Here is a 19,777-nt window from a genome sequence, read left to right as displayed (position 1 = left end):
TTCTATTAATTTTTTACCAATGCAAGTATCAATTGAATTAACACTTACACCACTTCAAAATGATTTCGAACAACATATCATTCGATTCATAAAGAATTTGAGAGCTTCTGAATTTACCGTCTTAGAAAATCCTCTAAGTACTCAGGTATATGGAGAATACGATAAGCTGATGCCATTTCTAACTGATGAAATTAAAATGGCTTTTGGAGATATGGAGCATGTTTTGGTATATATGAAAATGGTAAAAAGTAACCGAAGCGATTATGAACCAAATTTTTGAATTTTTCTTTGGGCAATATGCGGAATATTCTACCTTGGATATTTCTCTAGAAGTCATTGCGGTTATCTTTGGTGTGGCAAGTGTTTTTTTTGCTTGGTTTAATAAAATTTGGGTGTATCCAACAGGTCTGGTAAGTACATCGATCTACGTGTATTTACTTCTAAAATGGTCCTTGTTAGGAGATATGATGATCAATGCATATTATTTTATAATGAGTATACATGGCTGGTATGTATGGACCAGAAAGGTTGATGATACGCATACAACTCCTATTTCCAGAACCAATACGAAGGAAAAAATGACTGAAATAGTCATTTTTGTGTCTACATTGGTGTTTGTCTATTTTGTTTATAAAACGTTTGATAAGTGGAATGATTGGACAGCTTATGTAGATACATTGACTACAGCTATATTTTTTGTAGGTATGTGGTTGATGGCTAAAAGAAAAATTGAAAATTGGATCTTTTGGATAATAGGAGACATTATTTCTGTTCCCTTATACTTTTATAAAGGGTTTACCTTTTCTAGTTTTCAATATTTAATTTTTACAATTTTAGCAATACAAGGGTATTTAGCATGGAAGAAAAGCTTAGACAAGATGCTTGTGACTGCATAAAAATAGTGCTGTTTGGACCAGAATCAACTGGTAAAACTACGTTGTCTAAACAATTGGCGCAATACTATGATGCTTCTTGGGTACCTGAATACATGAGAGAATATCTCCAGAAAAAATGGGATACTATTAAGGAAGTGTGTAGTTATGAAGATTTACTGCCAATTGCTGAAGGACAAATGAAATTAGAAAATGAGATAAGCAATCAGGAGAATAACATAGTTTTTTGCGACACGAATTTACTGGAACTCGTAGTATATTCTGAAGCTTATTATCAAGGCTCTGTTCCTGAAACGATACGTAGATTTTCATTAGAAAACACATATGATTTGTATCTTTTGACTTATATTGACACACCTTGGGTTCCAGATGACTTGAGGGATAAACCAAATCAGAGAGAAGAAATGTTTGTGCGTTTCAAAGAATCTTTGGAAAAAAATAAGTGTAATTATAGTATTTTAAGAGGTGATAAGACATCTCGTTTCGAAAAAGCAAAAGAAATCATTGATCAACTAATAAAACAACGAAAGTGAATATTACTGATAAAGATATTAAACTCATAACATCTAAAGGTTTAACAGTTGAAAAAGTACTAGCTCAAATTGAGACTTTTAAAAATGAAATTCCCTTCGTAGCCTTAAGAAGTGCAGCTACGTTAAATAATGGAGTATTAAAATTCTCTGAGCATTATCAAACCGAGTTAACCAAGTTATATGAGTCAAGATCTTCTGACCTAGAAACCATTAAGTTTGTACCAGCTTCTGGAGCTGCTACAAGAATGTTCAAGGAATTGTTCAAGTTTTTGGATAATTATGAGTACGAAAAAGAAAGCCTTAACTCTTATACCAATCACGAAAAAGCAACCGCTATACGTCTTTTTTTAATAGGCTTAGAAAAATTTCCTTTTTATCATATTGTAATGCAAAGGATAAAAAGCGCTTATCCTAACTTTGAATCTTTATCAGAAGGAAGACAACTTTATATTTTTATAGAAATGATGTTAAAGGAAAAAGGTTTGAATTTTGGAGCTTATCCAAAAGGATTATTACCTTTTCATAAATACGCAAATAGTATATCAACTTCTTTTGAAGAACATTTGTTTGAAGCCGCTGGTTATAATAAAAATGCTAATAGAGATTCCAAATTACATTTTACGATTTCTAAGGAACATCTGGACGCGTTCAAAGATGAATTTGAAAGGATAAAGAAAAAAGTAGAAGCAGAAACAGATACCAATTTTATAATTACATATTCGTTTCAAAAATCAGAAACAGATACGATTGCAGTTGATAAAAATAATGAACCGTTTAGAACAGAGGATGGTTCCATATTGTTTAGGCCTGGTGGTCACGGGGCCTTGATTGAAAATCTAAATGATCTTGATGCAGATATTATTTACATCAAAAACATTGATAATGTTGTAGTTCGAAAATATCAAGATGAAGTTTCTGGATATAAAAAAGTGCTGGCAGGTAAGTTGATAGAAATTCAGGATGAAGTTTTTAGAATACTTAATTCGATCGATCAAAAAGTGCCTGCAGAAGCAGAGCTTAAGGATATCAAGAAGTTTTTGGTACAACAACTTAATGTAAGATTACCTTTAGATTTTGATAAATTCTCAGAAAAATATAAGCTTCAGTTTCTAAAAGAGTCATTAAACAGACCAATTAGAGTATGCGGAATGGTAATTAATGAAGGAGAACCTGGTGGTGGACCTTTTTGGATTAAGAAGGAAAACGGAAGATTAGTACTACAAATTATAGAGGCACCACAGATTAATATAAAAGATACCAGACAACGGGAAATTTTAAAAAGTGCTACTCATTTTAATCCGGTGGATTTAGTTTGTGGTGTTCGGGACTACAAAGGCAATAAGTTTAATTTACTTGATTATGTTGATCCCGAAGCAGGTTTTATAACCACAAAATCTTTAAATGGCCAAATGTTGAAAGCGTTAGAACTGCCGGGATTATGGAATGGCGCAATGGCAAATTGGATCAGTGTTTTTGTAGAGGTACCATTGACAACATTTAATCCAGTAAAAACAGTTAATGATTTGTTGAAGTCTGCACATCAGGTAAAATTATTTTCGTGAACACTTCAATAATATTAAAAGAGTTAAAGTTCAAAGGGATTCGAAGTTCGGGTGCTGGAGGTCAGCACGTCAATAAAGTATCTTCTAAGGTAGAATTGAGTTTTAATATAATGAACTCTGAAGGAGTTACTGATGATGAAAAATTACGAATTACTAATAAGTTAGCTTCAAGAATTACCAAATCAGGAGATTTAATTCTGCAATGTGGTGATACCAGAAGTCAACATAGAAATAAAGAATTGGTGATCAATCGATTTTTTGATATTTTGAAAGCTAGTTTGTATATTCCAAAATCAAGAAAAACTTCTAAACGTTCCAGAGCTTCCATTAAAAAAAGACTAGAAAACAAAAAAAGACTGTCTTTGAAAAAAGCTAATCGAAAAAATCCACTACTATAGCCGTTTCCTCTTATAAAAATGTGTAAAATTTCTACACTTTTATGTGGATTCTACAAATTTCTACGATTTTTTAGATTTTGATATAATACATAAAACACTGTAAAACAGTTATTTATGTTTTTTTTTGATGATTTTATTTTTTGGAACAATTATTCCTATCTACATAAGTGTAAAGCAAGTATTTACAATTATAATCAAATGAAAAATTTACAAATGATCATCGCTATAGTAGTTAGTATTATATCAGCACAAGGAGTGGTAGCACAAGACGAGTTAGCTGAGAATGACGGATGGGAATTCATGGATTATGAATATGAGTTGCAAGAGTATACTGAAATAGAAGTTGTGGAGCTACCTATGACTGTACAGGATGCTGCTGCAAAAGATTTTGAGAACTTACGTATTTACAAAGCATATATTTCAAAGGATAATACTTATAAAATTATTCTAAAAGGTAAAGATAACTACACAAAAGTTGTATTTGCAAGCGCTAATGGCGAATGGATAAAGCCAGACGACAAATCTTAAATCTAGGGGTAGAAAAGGATATCGTTTTGCAACCAAAAGACGATATAAAGTTGTTTAGTGCTAAAAAGAGACCCAATCCCAAGGGTCTCTTTTTTATTTTTTACGTTTCTTTGATGTTAGAGAAGAATTAAATGTTTTTAATGTTTAATTTTATGTAATACATTTAGAATTTAATGATATCAATATGTCAAAATTACTGATAGTTGAAGATGATGTAGCCTTTTGTACAATGCTCAAAACTTTTTTGCAAAAAAAAGGATATGTGGTGTCTACTTCATTCTCTGGCAATGAAGCTGTTTTACAAATTCAGGAACAGGCGTTTGATATTGTACTTACCGATGTAAGATTACCTGACCGAGATGGTATTACATTATTAGATGATATCAGAGCAAAAAACCCTAAAACTCAAGTTATCATTATGACGGGTTACGCAGAGATCAACATGGCGGTTAGTGCGATCAAACAAGGGGCATTTGATTATGTGTCTAAGCCATTTAACCCGGATAAAATACTTCAAATTATCGAAAATGCTCTTAATGCCGACACTCCAGAAACAAAATCTGCTGAACGTCGAGAAGAGAAAGGAGAAGATGAAGTAATTATTTCTACAAATAGTTCGTTTGTTAAAGGAATAAGTGATGCTTCAAAAAAATTGAATGAATATGTTGCACTGGTTGCACCTACTCGAATGTCGGTTTTGGTTATTGGAGATAGCGGTACTGGAAAAGAATATGTGGCAAGCAGTATTCATAAAGCGAGTAAAAGGGCCGATAAACCCTTTGTACCTGTGGATTGTGGAGCAATTCCTAAAGAAATTGCATCAAGTGAATTTTTTGGACATATAAAGGGATCCTTTACCGGAGCAGTAAATGATAAGATTGGTCATTTTGAAGCTGCAAACGGTGGAACTCTCTTTTTAGATGAGATAGGAAATCTTAGTTATGAGTTGCAGGTTCAGTTGCTTAGGGCACTTCAAGAGCGAAAAATCAAACCTGTAGGTAGCAATAAGGAAATAGAAGTTGATATAAGAGTAATTGCAGCTACGAATGAAGACTTGAGTAATGCTGTAAAAGAAGGAGAATTTAGAGAGGATTTATATCATAGATTAAATGAGTTTTCTATCAAAGTTCCTCCATTAAAAGACAGAATTGAAGACCTAATGTTGTTTGCTAATTATTTTCTAGAGGAGTCAAATAACGAGCTGGATAAACATGTTGTTGGTTTTGCAGATGAAGTGTTAGAGGCGTTTAAGAAATATGATTGGCCCGGTAATCTGAGGGAATTAAAAAATATTGTAAAAAGATCAGTATTACTTTCTCAAAAGGATATGATCACCTTAGATGTATTACCAAATGATGTTGCCTATGCCTCGCATCATGCTAAACAAACCTACGGACTATTTAAGAATCAAAATGAGCAGGAACTAATTTTGGATGCTTTAGAAAAAGCCAATGGTAATAAAGCCAAGGCTGCACGTATGTTGGATATAGATAGAAAAACACTCTATAACAAACTAAAACAATACGATATAAGTCTTTAATGTTTGACTTTTAATTCATCAATTAAATCTTCTATTTTACGTATTGCTTCTTCGGTAAGCGAAAGTATTTCATCTATATCCAATTCATAATTATCCTGGTGTTCTAGCGTATCTAAAATAGGTACAATTTCTTTAGCCTTTAATTGTTTAAACATCGGTAACATTTTATGGGCCAATTTTTTAATTTGTTCAACCTTTTGTTCACCTACAGCAAGTTTTAGCTCTTTGACGTGGTTAATTGTACTATTGCAAAAGGTCTCTAAAATGGCATAAAGCGATTCGGAATCTCCTTGCGCAAAAAGCATCAAATCACTTAAAGAATAATTTGCATTTTCTTCTTGTTCAGGTTTCGAATTTTCATAATCAAGATCTACCGTATCAATTTTTAAGACATTTGCGATCAATTCGATTAAGGCTTGTGGCGCATATGGTTTACGAAGGCTTCCAGAGAAACCAGCTTCTTCATATTCTGACAACGTGGTATCTGTTCTCCCGGATAAAGCAATAATTGGCAAATTCTTGTATTCAGGTTGGCTTTTGATAGTTTTTAGAAGTTCAAAACCATCCATTTTTGGCATTTGGATATCTGTAAGAATAAGATCGTATTGATTTTTCTTGAAAAGTTCTAATGCATCTAAACCATTTTCACAGATGTCATAAGATAAACCAATTAAAGATACTACTTCACTGGTTAAATCTAATTGGCTAAGATCATCATCTACAATAAGGACCCTTTTATTATTAAAATGTTGAATTTTTATGGGTTCGCTTTCTTCCTCATAAATTTGAGTTTTAGCCAGCTTAATAGGAATACAAAAGGTAAAATTACTACCCTTTTCGGGTTCACTTTCCAGTTTGATCCTACCGTTAAGGAGTTCGATTATTTTTTTAGTAATAGCCAATCCTAAACCAAAACCACCATATTTTTTTTCGGTGTCATCATCTCCTTGAGAGAATTCTTCAAATATGTGTTTTTGTTGCTCTTTGGATATTCCAATACCTGTGTCGATAACAGAAATAACAAGTTCTTTTTCGGCAAGTCCATTTTGCGTGATTTTACTTTCAATAGATATCGATCCGGCATCTGTGAATTTATAAGCGTTATTAAGTAAATTGGTGAGTATCTGCTTTAATCTAAATGGATCTCCCAAGTATTGCTTGTTGAGCTCATTATCTGAATTTATGGTAATTTCTAAGTTCTTATTATCATTTACAGGAATAATACTACTAATCGTGTTTTCAATTAGTTTCTTAGGAGAAAAAGGTAATTCTTCGATAACCATTCTACCTGCTTCTAATTTGGATAAATCCAAAAGATCATTTACTAAATGAAGAATATAGTCTGATGATTTTTTGAGATGATCTAAGTAATGCTTTTGTTTGTTATTTAAACCGGTTTTTTCTAACAAATCAGAGTATCCTATCACTGTGTTCAATGGAGAACGAAGATCGTGTGTAACTGTATTTATTAGTGACTCTCTTGTCTTCAAAAGGGATTCTTTGTAGATTTTTTCTGCTTCTAATTCATTTCTGTATTTCTGACTTTTTGATACGTCCTTAGTAATTAAAAACAGAAATAATATGGCTATAAGCAAACTAATAGCGGTGATGATAATAATGAAATTAGCGGTTTTATCTAGGATCTTATTAGATCGCTCCATTTTTGCTACGTATTCCTTTCTTTCACTATCTTCTATAGCAGCCATAAGATCACGTAGTTGTCTGGTAATTATCTGATCGTTTTTTAATAATTTGTTTTCTCGGGCAGTAATTTGCCGTTCGTATCTTCTTTCCTTTTCTTCTACCTCAATAAGTACCCTATAAAAGTGATTAGCAACAGAATCTAAGGTTTGACTGGTTAAACGTTCTTCGTTATCTTTTTTTGACCAATTCAGTAAATTTTTTATTAGTCTTTTTGTAGCTGGATTATAATCTTTAATTCGCTTATCTAAGTCAAGATAATTACCGTATTCTTTGCTTGATTTTTTGAGCTGATCTATTACATTTTCTTTTAATCCTTTTTGTTTTCGTTGCTCATATATGGCGATAAGTTTTTCAAAGTTTCTGTTTTTACTATCGATAAGCGCTTTGATGCTGTCTACTTTGTTGGATTGAACTTTATCAAAAGACATTTTCCCAACTTGGTCAATAGTAGTAATGATAGAATCAATCTTTGTTTTGTACGCTTCAAATTTTTCGGTATCCGAAGTTTGAATGATATTTCTAGTCAAACTTTCGGCTTCATATAAACCAGTAATAGCTTCTCCAACCAACACCAGTTTTTCATTATTATCATTTTTAATTTTAGTAATTTCTGAGTAATTACCAAACTGTCTGTAAATGACCCAAAAAGCAATAATTGCGAGCAAAATTGCTAGTGTGTAACCTGCAATTATTTTTAGCGTAATGGAACGTTTAGTGTTTTTCATACTATATTAACTTCAAAAAAACAGAAGCATTGTTTTTTACTCTAATAAAGTTACGATAAATCAATTAAACGTAGTATTTTTGCGGCAAAATCTCAAAGGGGTGCCGAATCCTGAAAGTAATTTTTCAAGAAGAAGCTGAGATCATACCCGACGAACCTGGGCAGGTAATGCTGCCAAGGGACAACCAAAAACGAATGGATTTTTTAAGATCCGTTAGTTTTATAGGGAAAATGAATAGTATTGTATAGTTAGTACAATTTTTAATCAATTTAATTTTTAACCTTAGAATAATTACCCCTTTTATTCGTAATTACTTTACGAATGAAAAACGTATTATTTTATCTTGCCATTTTATTCTTGAGCTTTCAAGTAATTGCTCAGGAAAAGCAAAAGGATTCCATAAGTGCCGGAATCGAAAAATTAGACGAAGTTTTAGTAAAATCTGTGCGAGTAGATGCTGATTCTCCAATTACGCACTCTAACGTGTCAAAAGAGGAATTAGCAACCCGAAATCTGGGTCAGGACATTCCGGTTTTATTGAATTATTTACCGGGGGTTGTTACCACTACTGATGCAGGAGCCGGAGTAGGATACACTTATATCCGGGTTCGTGGTAGTGATGCTTCCAGAGTGAATGTGACCTTAAACGGAATCCCATTTAACGATGCAGAAAGTCAGGGTACATTCTGGGTAAACCTACCGGATTTTGCTTCCTCGATAGAAAATTTACAACTTCAGAGAGGAGTAGGAACCTCTACCAATGGTTCTGGGGCGTTTGGAGCGAGTCTGAATTTATTGACTGATGCCGTTTCTGAAAAGGCAAATGGTGAAATTTCTAACTCATTTGGATCTTTCGGTACAAGAAGACATAACCTAAAATTTAGTACAGGATTATTGAATGATCATATTGAAATCGCGGGTCGTTTATCTGCAATTGCTTCCGATGGGTATATCGACAGAGCATCCTCTGATCTAAAGTCTTATTTCTTACAAGGTTCATATGTAGATGATAATACTTTGATTAAGGCAGTGACCTTTGGGGGGCATGAAATCACCTATCAATCTTGGTTCGGTATAGATCAGGAAACCTTAGAAACAGATCGTACATTTAATCCTGCAGGCCAATATACGGATGAGGATGGAAATACTCGTTTTTATGATAATGAAGTAGATAATTATAAGCAGGATCATTATCAGTTACACTGGAACCAAAAATATAATAATCACTGGTCTACAAATCTAGGACTTAATTATACCTATGGAAGAGGCTTTTTTGAACAGTATAAAGAAGATGAAGATTTTGCGGATTATGATTTTACACCGATCGTTTTAGGTGGAGAAACCATCAATACTACAGATTTAATTCGCCGTAGGTGGTTAGATAATGATTTTTATGTTATTAACGCTACGGCAAATTATAGAAACAGTAATCTGGATATTGATTTTGGTGCTTTTTATAGTTTCTATAATGGGGATCATTTCGGAGAGGTAATTTGGGCACAAAATGCTGGAGGATCTGAAATAAGAGATCATTATTATTTCGGTAACGGAAAGAAAAATGAATTCACTATTTTCGGAAAAACCACTTACAGAGTGAATGATAAATGGAGTGCCTTTATTGATTTACAAGGTCGTTTTGTTGGATATGAGACTTCTGGATTAACCTCAGATAGAGTTCCTCTGGAAGTTGATGAGAACTATGATTTTTTTAACCCAAAATTAGGCGCAACCTACCAAATCAATAATTCTAATCAGTTATATGCGTCCTACGCACGAGCAAATAGAGAGCCAAGAAGAAGTGATTTCGAAAACGGTATCAATACTGCAGAAAAGCTGAATGATATAGAATTAGGTTGGAGATTTAATAAAAAGAGAACTATTATAAACGCCAACCTGTACTATATGTGGTATAAAGATCAATTAGTACTTACCGGGGCATTAGATGATGTTGGAGCACCCATAAGAGCAACTAGCGGAGAAAGTTATCGTCTTGGTATTGAAATTGACGCCGATATCACTATTGGAGATAAGTTTATTGTTAAACCTAATATTGCTATTAGTACCAATAGAAACAAGGATTTTGTAACATCCAGAGACGGTAGTTTAGTGAATTTAGGAAATACAAACATCTCTTACTCACCAAATGTGGTAGCAGGAAATATGTTTATCTATCAGCCAGTTAAAAATCTTCAACTTGGATTTCTTTCTAAATTTGTTGGAGAGCAATATATGGGTAATATAGATAGTGAAACGTCTAAACTGGATAGCTTTTTTATCAATGATCTAAATGTTGTTTATGAAATTAAAAACATTCCTGTTTTTAAATCTATGGTATTAACGGGGTTAGTGAATAATATTTTTGATGCAGAATATGTGTCAAATGGTTATTTCTTCACTTTTGACGATGATTTTTCTAATCCGGGAACCGTAACGACTGTAGAGGGAGCTGGGTTTTATCCACAGGCTGGAATTAACTTCCTGGTTGGAGCAACATTAAAATTTTAATCCTAAAACCCAGAAAATTTTTATTGCTTAGTATAGTTTTCTGGGTTTTAGTATTTTTATAAAATAAACTTTAGGGGTGTCTCCGTAAGAAGGAGTCTGAGAAATACCCTTTGAACCTGATGCAGTTAATACTGACGAAGGGAAAAGTTAATATCATTTCTCATGTAAGACGTAAGAATTTGATTTTTCTTCTCAAATAGGTTTTACCTAAAGTTTATGGATTTTAAATTTTAAAAATGACCATAAACGTTAATAATCAAGAGCAAATTGTTTCAGAAAATAGTTCAATAATATCGCTGTTAGAACAGTTAGGTGTTTCTAAAGAGGGAATTGCTATTGCTATTAATAATGAAATCATTACCAAAAGTAGGTGGAGCCAAACCCTTATTCAAGTACAAGATAATATTACCATAATACAAGCTACTCAAGGAGGATAAATGAAACAGAAACTAGACCGCTACTAAGAGCTAAACAGACATATTTATGAAGAAAAAAGATACAGCACCACAAGAAGGGAAAATTACCACAACTCCGTTTCCTAATTCCAAAAAAATCTATGTGAACGGAAATATCCATCCAAAGATTAAAGTGGCTATGCGAGAAATAGAGTTAAGCGATACCGTAGATTCGATGACTCGTAAGAAAACGCCCAATGAATCAGTAGTAGTATATGATACCAGTGGTCCATATACTGATCCGAGCAAAGAAATTAATGTGCTCGAAGGGATTGAGCGTATTAGAGAGCAATGGATTTTGGATCGTGGTGATGTAGAAGAATTGGATAATTTTTCTTCAGAATATTGTAATCAACGTCTAAATGATGCAAGTTTAGATCATCTTAGGTTTAACCATTTAAGAAAGCCTAAGAGAGCAAAAGCAGGAAAGAATGTTTCCCAAATGTATTATGCGAAGCAAGGAATCATAACTCCCGAAATGGAATATGTTGCTATTCGAGAAAATCAAAAAATTGAAGAAGCTACCAGAATAGCTAATCAACATCCCGGTCAGGATTTTGGAGCAAGTATCCCAAAAAAAATTACCGCAGAGTTTGTAAGGGAAGAAGTAGCCAGAGGAAGAGCAGTAATTCCGTCTAACATAAATCACCCGGAAGCAGAACCTATGATTTTAGGGAGGAACTTTTTGGTAAAAATCAATGCGAATATTGGTAATTCTGCTACAACTTCTAGTATAGAAGAAGAAGTAGAAAAAGCAGTTTGGGCATGTCGTTGGGGAGCAGATAATATTATGGACCTTTCTACAGGACAGAATATTCACGAAACGCGAGAATGGATTGTTCGTAATTCTCCAGTGCCAATTGGTACAGTGCCAATTTATCAAGCTTTGGAAAAGGTAAATGGAAAAGCAGAAGACCTTACCTGGGAAATTTTTAGAGATACTTTGATTGAGCAGGCAGAACAAGGAGTAGATTATTTTACGATACATGCAGGTGTTCGCTTAGCATATGTCCCAATGACAGCAAAAAGAGTTACAGGGATTGTTTCTCGCGGAGGTTCAATTATGGCAAAATGGTGTTTAGCACATCATAAAGAAAGTTTCCTCTATACACACTTCGAAGAAATCTGTGAGATTATGAAATCTTACGATGTGGCATTTTCGTTGGGAGATGGTTTACGTCCAGGGAGTATAGCTGATGCTAATGACGAAGCACAATTTGCGGAATTGGAAACGCTAGGTGAATTGACCAAGATAGCCTGGAAACACGATGTGCAGACTTTTATAGAAGGACCAGGACATGTACCGATGCATATGATCAAAGTTAATATGGATAAGCAATTAGAAGCTTGTGGAGAAGCACCTTTTTATACGTTAGGACCTTTAACAACAGATATTGCTCCAGGATACGACCATATTACATCAGGAATTGGGGCTGCAATGATCGGTTGGTATGGGACAGCGATGTTATGTTACGTAACTCCAAAAGAACATTTAGGCTTACCCAATAAAGAAGATGTACGTATTGGAGTAATAACCTACAAATTAGCTGCTCATGCTGCTGATTTGGCAAAAGGACATCCGGGAGCACAACATAGGGATGACGCATTGAGTAAAGCTCGATTTGAATTCCGTTGGGAAGATCAATTCAATTTAGCGTTGGACCCTGAAAGAGCAAGAGAATATCATGATGAAACATTACCGGCAGAAGGAGCAAAAATTGCACATTTCTGTAGTATGTGTGGTCCAAAATTTTGTTCGATGAAAATATCACAAGAAGTTCGTGACTATGCTGCTCAAAAAGAAATTGATGATCAAAAAGCTCTAGAAGAAGGAATGCAGGAGAAAGCAGAGGAGTTTAAAGAAAAGGGAAGCGAAGTATATCTATAAGTATAAGTTGTCGGGCATTGAGTTTCTGTAATTATAATACTCAATGCTTGATATCCAATTACCTGACACCAAAAAGATGATTATAGTATTAACATCAGAAAAACCAATTCCTAACGAAGCCAATCAGATTAATCAATTATTTAAAGCTGGTTTAGAAATATTACATCTTCGTAAACCGACTTTTACGATCGATGGATATCGATCTTTGTTAGATTTAATAGAGGTTAAATATCATAATAGAATAATGACGCATCAGTTTCCTGAGCTTACTCAAGAATATAAACTAAGAGGGATTCATTTACAAGAACAAGCACGTATTGATCTAGAAGATGCATTAGAAGTTACTGTTAAGATTTATAATAATAAAGGGTTTTCTGTTACAAGTTCTTTCCATTCAAAAGAGGATATTGAATCGTGTAAAGCAGATTTCGAATATGTGTTGTTAAGTCCGGTTTTTGGATCAATTTCTAAAGCAGGTTATCAAGGGAAAGGTTTTGATGTAAATGACTTGAATCATACCATTATCGGAATGGGAGGAATAAATGAAACTACCTTACAAAAAACCTATGATTTAGGATTTAAAGGAGTTGGTGTTTTAGGTGGTATTTGGAATACTGAAGATCCAATAAATAGTTTTTCTAAAATACAGGAAGCAAATAATATAGTGTTAATAAACAGGATTTAGATTCTATATGCAAAATCGCCCCAACGTACTCACGATAGCAGGTTTTGATCCATCCTCTGGAGCGGGATTAACGGCGGATATTAAAACTTTTGAAGCTTTAAAGTGTTATGGAATAGCGGTTTGTACGGCAAATACTATTCAGAATGACAAAGATTTTGAGGTATGTCATTGGATCGAAGAACAAATTATAAAGGATCAGATAGAAGTTTTATTGAAAAGATTTAAGGTTGATTATGTAAAAATCGGGATTATCCAAAATTGGAAAGTACTTCTTGTTATTATTGACTTTCTTTTAGAAAAGAATAGTAATATGAAAATTGTGTTAGATCCAGTTTTAAAATCCAGTTCTGCTTATGATTTTCATGAGCTTTCAATTGTAACCCCTGAATTCGAAGAGATATTAGATAAAATATATTTTTTGACTCCAAATTATAGTGAAATTAAGGCTTTTTATCCTGATAAAACTATTGAAGAAACGATACAACATATTTCTAATAAAACGAATGTATTACTGAAAGGAGGTCATCGAGAAGAAATGCTTGGAAAAGATGAATTGTTTATCAAACAAGGAGCGCGCTTTGTGTTAAACCCTAAAAACAAAAACATGACTGAAAAACACGGAAGTGGTTGTGTGTTATCATCGGCTATCACAGCGTATTTGTCTCAAGGTTTTTCGTTATTAAAATCCTGTTTTAGAGGAAAACGGTATACCGAAAAAGTATTGAGTTCTAATAGTAGCTTATTAGGCTTTCATAGAATATAGTAGTTAAGTAGTTAGAAAAATATAGAAGTTAATTAGAATGAATAAATCAACATCATTTGAAAATCTAATAGTTTGGCAAAAGGCTCACGAGTTTGTTTTAGAAACATATAAACTCACAAATGTTTTTCCTAAGTCTGAAACTTATGGTTTGACTAATCAATTCAGAAGGGCTTCTGTTTCAATTCCTGCAAATATTGCTGAAGGCTATAAGAAGAAGGGGAAAAAGGATAAGTTGAGGTTTTTTAATATCGCCCAAGGTTCTCTAGAAGAGTGTCGTTATTATCTAATTCTAACTAGAGATCTCCACTATAAAAATGAAATTTCTAAGGAAATGAATCTTTTAATTGGAGTAAGTAAATTATTGAACTCATATTGTAAAACTATTCTTAACTCCATCACTCCTTAATTCTTATGACTGGATTACAATACATATCACAAGGAACATCTCCACAAGAACATTTACAACATATTGGTGAAGCATGTAAGGCTGGTGTTCGATGGGTACAATTACGTATTAAAGATATGGATCTTGCTACGGTATTAAATACGGCTTTAAAATGTAGGGAAATCTGTGATCAATATGGAGCTATTATGATTGTTAATGATAGTGTAAGTATTGCAAAAGCTTCTCAAGCTGATGGTGTGCATTTGGGATTAGAAGATATGAATCCCCAAGAGGCAAGAACTATTTTAGGAGATAATTTTATTATAGGGGGTACAGCTAATACATTACAAGATTGTATAAAACATAAGGAAGATGGAGTGGATTATATAGGGCTGGGGCCTTTTAGACATACCAATACCAAAAAAAAGTTAAGTCCGATACTTGGATTAGAAGGATATCAAAAAATTATTTCAGAATTGAATGATGATAATATCCCAATAGTTGCAATTGGAGGTGTTGAGCAGAATGATATAAGTCAAATTTTGGCTACTGGTGTAAACGGGATTGCTGTCTCAGGAATGCTTACAAAACAAGTTGATTTAGAAGAAAGAATAAAAAACATAAAAAAGCTAATGGCTATAACCGATAGCTAAACATACAATGGATATATTAAAAATTGCAGACAAAGAGTTTTCATCTAGGTTGTTTACCGGTACAGGGAAATTTAGTTCATCTACTCAGATGAGAGAAGCATTAGTTGCATCTGAGAGTGAGTTAATAACAGTTGCGCTAAAACGTGTTGATATTACTAGCAACGATGATGATATGCTAACTCATCTGGATCATCCAAGAATTAATTTATTACCAAATACCTCTGGAGTTAGAGATGCTAAAGAAGCGGTTTTTGCTGCTCAATTGGCTAGAGAAGCTCTAGAAACTAATTGGATTAAATTAGAGATTCATCCGGATCCAAAGTATTTATTGCCTGATGCTATCGAGACTTTAAAAGCGGCAGAAGATCTCGTAAGACTTGGGTTTGTTGTGATGCCATATATACACGCAGACCCCGTTTTATGTAAACGATTAGAAGAAGTAGGTACGCAATGTGTAATGCCCCTAGGGGCACCAATAGGAAGTAATAAAGGATTAAAGACATTGGATTTTTTAGAAATAATTATAGATCAGAGTACCGTTCCGGTAATAGTGGACGCCGGCATAGGTAGTCCATCTCATGCAGCTCATGCAATGGAAATCGGTGCTGATGCAGTTTTAGTAAATACCGCTATTGCTGTTTCAGAAGACCCAATAATGATGGCTAGAGCTTTTAAAATGTCGGTTAAAGCTGGTAGGTTAGCATATACTGCTAAATTAGCTCCTATCAAAAAATATGCGGAAGCTAGTAGTCCTTTAACAAGTTTTTTGAATGACTAGTTTTAAACACATATTTGACCAATATGATTGGGATAATATATTGTCTGATATTCTAGGTAAAACATATCATGATGTACAAAGAGCATTGAACACTTCTAAAAGAGATATAGAAGATTTTAAGGCTTTAATTTCTCCAGCGGCTAAACCATATTTGGAGAAAATGGCACAATTGAGTTATCAGGTTACAAAGAAACGGTTCGGAAATACGATACAGATGTATGCACCCATGTATCTAAGTAACGAATGTCAAAATATTTGTACGTATTGTGGGTTTAGTATGACTAATAAAATTCCACGCAGAACTTTAACCAATGAAGAAATACTTAAAGAGGTAGCTTTTTTGAAATCCAAAGGCTATGACCACATTCTTTTAGTTACTGGAGAAGCCAATAAAACTGTTGGAGTAGATTATTTTAATAATGCGATAAAATTAATACACTCTAAATTTGCTAATGTTACCATAGAGGTGCAGCCCTTAGATCAAGAAGATTATGAGTTGTTGATTGATAGTGGATTATATGCGGTTTTAGTATATCAAGAAACGTATCATAAGGGTGAATATAAAAAGCACCATCCAAAAGGAAAGAAATCGAATTTTGATTATCGATTAGAAACTCCAGATAGATTAGGGCAAGCCGGTATACATAAAATAGGTCTGGGTGCTTTATTTGGTTTAGAAGATTGGAGAGCGGATAGTTTTTTTACCGCATTACATTTACAATATTTACAGAAGACCTATTGGAGAACGAAATATTCTATATCATTTCCCAGGTTGAGACCTCATAGTGGCGGATTAGAACCCAAAGTTGAAATGACAGATGCTGATTTAGTACAGTTAATCTGTGCATTCCGTTTATTGGATGAGGATGTAGAGTTATCTATGTCCACTAGAGAAAGTGAAGTTTTTCGAGAAAATATTGTGAATCTAGGGATTACTTCTATTAGCGCAGAATCTAAGACTAATCCAGGAGGTTATGCTGTTGAATCTCAATCACTAGAACAGTTTGAAATTTCTGATAAACGTTCTACAGAAGAAGTAGTAAGGATTTTAAAGTCTAAAGGTTTGGAAGTAGTTTGGAAAGATTGGGCTCATAATTGGAAATATAAAATATAATATCTTTATAACCTAGTTCTATAGTATGCTAAGCAAAGAAGAAAAAATACAGTATAATCGGCATCTAATTCTTAATAAAATAGGAGAAGAAGGTCAGTACAAGCTAAAATTTGCTAAGGTGTTGGTAGTTGGAGCGGGTGGTTTGGGATGTCCTGTTTTACAGTATCTTACCGCTGCCGGAGTTGGTATTATTGGGATTATAGATAATGATATTGTTGATCAAACAAATCTTCAAAGACAAGTTTTATATACGGTAGATGATATCGGAAAATCAAAGGCCAAGGTAGCTTCAGAAAAATTATCCAGATTAAATCCATTTGTGGTTTTTAAAGCATATGAAGAGAAGTTAGATAAGGATAATGCATTAGAACTTTTTTCTGAATATGATATTATCGTAGACGGAAGTGATAATTTTCCGACTCGGTATTTAGTAAACGACGCGTGTGTGATCACTGATAAACCATTAGTATTTGGCTCTATATTTAAATTTCAAGGGCAAGTCTCTGTGTTAAATTATAAAGACGGACCTACCTATCGTTGTTTGTTTCCTAATCCTCCGGCACCTAACGCCGTACCTAATTGTTCTGATATAGGAGTTCTAGGTGTTTTGCCCGGAATAATAGGGAGTCTACAGGCTAATGAAGTTATTAAAATAATTACTAAAATCGGTGAAGTGTTAAGAGGAAAACTACTCTATTTTGATGCGCTAACCTTACAGCAGCAAGTACTAAGTTTTGAAAAAAATGAAAATATTAAAATCCATCAATTAGAAGATAACTACGATTTTTTTTGTGGCATTCAGTCAAATACTATTGAGGAAATTTCAGCTTCAGAATTAAAACAAAATCTTGAGGATTATCAAATTCTAGATGTTAGATCTTTGGAAGAAATAGATCGTTTTAACATTGGTGGAATTCAAATACCGTTAGATAAACTACAGCAAAGGGTTTCAGAGTTAAATGATCAAAAACCAATAGTGGTTTGCTGTCAATCTGGTGTTAGAAGTAAAAACGCAATTGAAACTATATTAAGGCAAAGAGATGATCTGCATCTGATCAATCTGAAAGATGGCTTATCAACATTCTAATTAGAAATCACCAAAGTATTTCCTTCTCTTACGATACGGTACCTTAAAAGAGGGTATCCGCCTTCTCCTTCTAACTGTTGCCCGCTAACAATCTCATAAGCATTATCATTACCACAATTGGATTCTGCTCGTATACCTGTTACGCTAAGTGCAGAGCAACTACTAGGGGTTATATTGGGATCGCTTAATTCAAAAGCAGAATATAATGTATTGTCTACATTATAGATAATCACACCTTTTATACCGACACCTTCAATTCGGATAACCTCAGAATTTCCAGGAAATTTAAGACTATTAAATTCTGGTAAATCTAAATTTACCGTATGACTAAAACTTATAGATGGGAGATTGGGGTTGTTTGAGCGCGCGTCATCACTACTGCAAGAAAATATACATAGAGAAAGGCAAACTAATACAATTATTTTTTTCATCTTTTTATAATTATTAATAAGAAAGATATTCTTTCCTTTCCGAAGCTTATTTTTAAAACGACCAAATTAGGTAAAAATGTGATTCGGTATTATTTTTTATTATATTTGTTTATAGTTAAAGTCCCATATCCATGGGATTTTTTGTATTTATATAAACGATGAAGTTATGAGCAAAGTATCTTATTACACTGCAGAAGGGCTAAAAAAATTAAGAGACGAATTAAATAACCTGAAGGATATAGAAAGACCAAAGGCTTCACAAGCAATTGCAGAAGCCCGTGATAAAGGGGATTTAAGTGAAAATGCTGAATATGATGCAGCAAAAGAAGCCCAAGGTTTATTAGAAATGAGAATTTCTAAATTAGAAGAAACCTTATCAAGCGCTCGTCTTATAGACGAGTCTCAGTTGGACACATCAAAAGTCTTAATACATTCTACAGTAAAGATCAAAAATCAGACTAACGGTGCTGAGATGACCTATAAATTAGTTGCGCAGAGCGAAGCTGATCTTAAAACCGGCAAAATTTCAGTAGATTCGCCAATAGGAAAAGGACTTCTAGGAAAAAGTGTAGGTGAAACTGCAGAAATTCAGGTTCCTAATGGAATTATGAAGTTTGATGTTATAGAAATTACGCGTCAGTAAATAAAACTATCAGTTACGAAAACCTTTCTTAAAAAATAAGAAAGGTTTTTTTATGACCTCTATTTTGTTAGAAATATCCTATATTTCGTATTGATAAACCAACTAAAATTTTAACGAATGTCTACCCTGTTCACTAAAATTATTAATGGCGAAATACCTTCTTATAAGGTCGCTGAAAATGAGAGGTTTTATGCTTTTTTAGATATTAATCCTAATGCAAAAGGGCATACCTTATGCATCCCTAAAAAGGAGGAAGATAAAATATTTGACCTTGATGAGGATACTTATATAGAGCTGATGCGTTTTTCGCGCGAAGTGGCTATAGCTTTAGAGAAATCTGTATCCTGTAAGCGTGTTGGAGTGGCTGTAGTAGGTCTCGAGGTACCTCACGTGCACGTACACCTTATACCTCTTAACAACATGAGGGAAATGACATTTCAGCATAAAGTATCTATGTCAAAAGATGAGTTTGAGGCATTAGCAGCCACTATTCAATCAAATTTATAA

At 33.6% G+C, this 19,777-nt stretch carries 21 protein-coding genes and 1 riboswitch; of the genes, 19 read left to right on the top strand and 2 right to left on the bottom strand.

Annotated features, from left to right (window positions below; genetic code table 11):
- Window positions 1-19 precede the first annotated feature (19 nt).
- The 7 genes from ACE94K_RS02390 to ACE94K_RS02360 all read left to right on the top strand — a co-directional run bounded on the left by ACE94K_RS02390 (window position 20) and on the right by ACE94K_RS02360 (window position 5,454).
- Window positions 20-280, top strand: coding sequence for a hypothetical protein (locus ACE94K_RS02390; protein WP_378179436.1), 261 nt, complete (start codon window positions 20-22; stop codon window positions 278-280).
- Window positions 264-896, top strand: coding sequence for a nicotinamide riboside transporter PnuC (gene pnuC, locus ACE94K_RS02385; RefSeq protein ID WP_378179433.1), 633 nt, complete (start codon window positions 264-266; stop codon window positions 894-896). Before ACE94K_RS02390 ends, pnuC begins: the two co-directional genes overlap by 17 nt.
- A complete protein-coding gene (locus ACE94K_RS02380) occupies window positions 857-1,426 on the top strand; it encodes an AAA family ATPase (protein ID WP_378179430.1) in 570 nt (189 codons plus the stop codon). The genes pnuC and ACE94K_RS02380 overlap by 40 nt, the downstream gene beginning before the upstream one ends.
- Complete coding sequence (locus tag ACE94K_RS02375) at window positions 1,423-2,988, top strand: DUF4301 family protein (protein ID WP_378179428.1); 1,566 nt, start codon at window positions 1,423-1,425, stop codon at window positions 2,986-2,988. The genes ACE94K_RS02380 and ACE94K_RS02375 overlap by 4 nt, the downstream gene beginning before the upstream one ends.
- Window positions 2,985-3,386, top strand: coding sequence for an alternative ribosome rescue aminoacyl-tRNA hydrolase ArfB (arfB, locus tag ACE94K_RS02370; protein WP_378179425.1), 402 nt, complete (start codon window positions 2,985-2,987; stop codon window positions 3,384-3,386). Before ACE94K_RS02375 ends, arfB begins: the two co-directional genes overlap by 4 nt.
- A gap of 198 nt (window positions 3,387-3,584) precedes the next feature.
- Window positions 3,585-3,914 (top strand): hypothetical protein, encoded by a 330-nt coding sequence (locus ACE94K_RS02365; protein WP_378179423.1) that lies wholly within the window; start codon window positions 3,585-3,587, stop codon window positions 3,912-3,914.
- Window positions 3,915-4,098: 184 nt separating this feature from the next.
- Window positions 4,099-5,454, top strand: coding sequence for a sigma-54-dependent transcriptional regulator (locus ACE94K_RS02360; protein ID WP_378179420.1), 1,356 nt, complete (start codon window positions 4,099-4,101; stop codon window positions 5,452-5,454).
- Here ACE94K_RS02360 and ACE94K_RS02355 read toward each other — a convergent pair.
- A complete protein-coding gene (locus tag ACE94K_RS02355) occupies window positions 5,451-7,883 on the bottom strand; it encodes an ATP-binding protein (protein ID WP_378179417.1) in 2,433 nt (810 codons plus the stop codon). The genes ACE94K_RS02360 and ACE94K_RS02355 overlap by 4 nt on opposite strands.
- 321 nt (window positions 7,884-8,204) lie before the next feature.
- Between ACE94K_RS02355 and ACE94K_RS02350 the strand changes: the two genes are divergently transcribed.
- From ACE94K_RS02350 to moeB, 10 genes are all read left to right on the top strand, one after another.
- The gene (locus ACE94K_RS02350) at window positions 8,205-10,388 is read left to right on the top strand and encodes a TonB-dependent receptor (RefSeq protein ID WP_378179414.1); all 2,184 of its coding nucleotides are present in this window, start codon (window positions 8,205-8,207) and stop codon (window positions 10,386-10,388) included.
- 62 nt (window positions 10,389-10,450) lie between these two features.
- Window positions 10,451-10,548, top strand: a riboswitch (TPP riboswitch).
- Window positions 10,549-10,624: 76 nt separating this feature from the next.
- Window positions 10,625-10,825 (top strand): sulfur carrier protein ThiS, encoded by a 201-nt coding sequence (thiS, locus tag ACE94K_RS02345; protein ID WP_378179411.1) that lies wholly within the window; start codon window positions 10,625-10,627, stop codon window positions 10,823-10,825.
- A 46-nt stretch (window positions 10,826-10,871) separates the two neighbouring features.
- Window positions 10,872-12,731 carry a phosphomethylpyrimidine synthase ThiC gene (gene thiC / locus ACE94K_RS02340; RefSeq protein WP_378179408.1) on the top strand — a complete coding sequence of 620 codons (1,860 nt, stop codon included), beginning with the start codon at window positions 10,872-10,874 and terminating at the stop codon, window positions 12,729-12,731.
- 76 nt (window positions 12,732-12,807) lie between these two features.
- A complete protein-coding gene (locus tag ACE94K_RS02335; RefSeq protein ID WP_378179406.1) occupies window positions 12,808-13,416 on the top strand; it encodes a thiamine phosphate synthase in 609 nt (202 codons plus the stop codon).
- 7 nt (window positions 13,417-13,423) lie between these two features.
- On the top strand, window positions 13,424-14,179 hold the full coding sequence (locus tag ACE94K_RS02330; RefSeq protein WP_378179403.1) for a hydroxymethylpyrimidine/phosphomethylpyrimidine kinase: 756 nt from the start codon (window positions 13,424-13,426) through the stop codon (window positions 14,177-14,179).
- A gap of 37 nt (window positions 14,180-14,216) precedes the next feature.
- Window positions 14,217-14,585: a four helix bundle protein gene (locus ACE94K_RS02325; RefSeq protein WP_378179400.1), complete on the top strand. Its 369-nt coding sequence runs from the start codon at window positions 14,217-14,219 to the stop codon at window positions 14,583-14,585.
- A gap of 5 nt (window positions 14,586-14,590) precedes the next feature.
- Window positions 14,591-15,217 (top strand): thiamine phosphate synthase, encoded by a 627-nt coding sequence (locus ACE94K_RS02320; RefSeq protein ID WP_378179397.1) that lies wholly within the window; start codon window positions 14,591-14,593, stop codon window positions 15,215-15,217.
- 7 nt (window positions 15,218-15,224) lie between these two features.
- A complete protein-coding gene (locus ACE94K_RS02315; RefSeq protein WP_378179394.1) occupies window positions 15,225-15,995 on the top strand; it encodes a thiazole synthase in 771 nt (256 codons plus the stop codon).
- Complete coding sequence (gene thiH, locus ACE94K_RS02310) at window positions 15,988-17,109, top strand: 2-iminoacetate synthase ThiH (RefSeq protein ID WP_378179391.1); 1,122 nt, start codon at window positions 15,988-15,990, stop codon at window positions 17,107-17,109. The genes ACE94K_RS02315 and thiH overlap by 8 nt, the downstream gene beginning before the upstream one ends.
- A 25-nt stretch (window positions 17,110-17,134) precedes the next feature.
- Complete coding sequence (gene moeB / locus ACE94K_RS02305; protein WP_378179388.1) at window positions 17,135-18,196, top strand: molybdopterin-synthase adenylyltransferase MoeB; 1,062 nt, start codon at window positions 17,135-17,137, stop codon at window positions 18,194-18,196.
- Here moeB and ACE94K_RS02300 read toward each other — a convergent pair.
- Window positions 18,193-18,627 carry a hypothetical protein gene (locus tag ACE94K_RS02300; RefSeq protein ID WP_378179385.1) on the bottom strand — a complete coding sequence of 145 codons (435 nt, stop codon included), beginning with the start codon at window positions 18,625-18,627 and terminating at the stop codon, window positions 18,193-18,195. The genes moeB and ACE94K_RS02300 overlap by 4 nt on opposite strands.
- Before the next feature lie 166 nt (window positions 18,628-18,793).
- On the opposite strand from ACE94K_RS02300, the gene greA reads away from it, so the two are divergent.
- Window positions 18,794-19,270, top strand: a complete 477-nt coding sequence (gene greA / locus ACE94K_RS02295; protein WP_378179382.1) for a transcription elongation factor GreA — start codon at window positions 18,794-18,796, stop codon at window positions 19,268-19,270.
- Between the two features lie 117 nt (window positions 19,271-19,387).
- A complete protein-coding gene (locus ACE94K_RS02290) occupies window positions 19,388-19,777 on the top strand; it encodes an HIT family protein (protein WP_378179379.1) in 390 nt (129 codons plus the stop codon).

This window comes from Aquimarina besae, from assembly GCF_042434905.1.
Taxonomy (GTDB): Bacteria; Bacteroidota; Bacteroidia; order Flavobacteriales; family Flavobacteriaceae; genus Aquimarina.
This window is presented reverse-complemented; position numbering and strand designations above follow the sequence as displayed.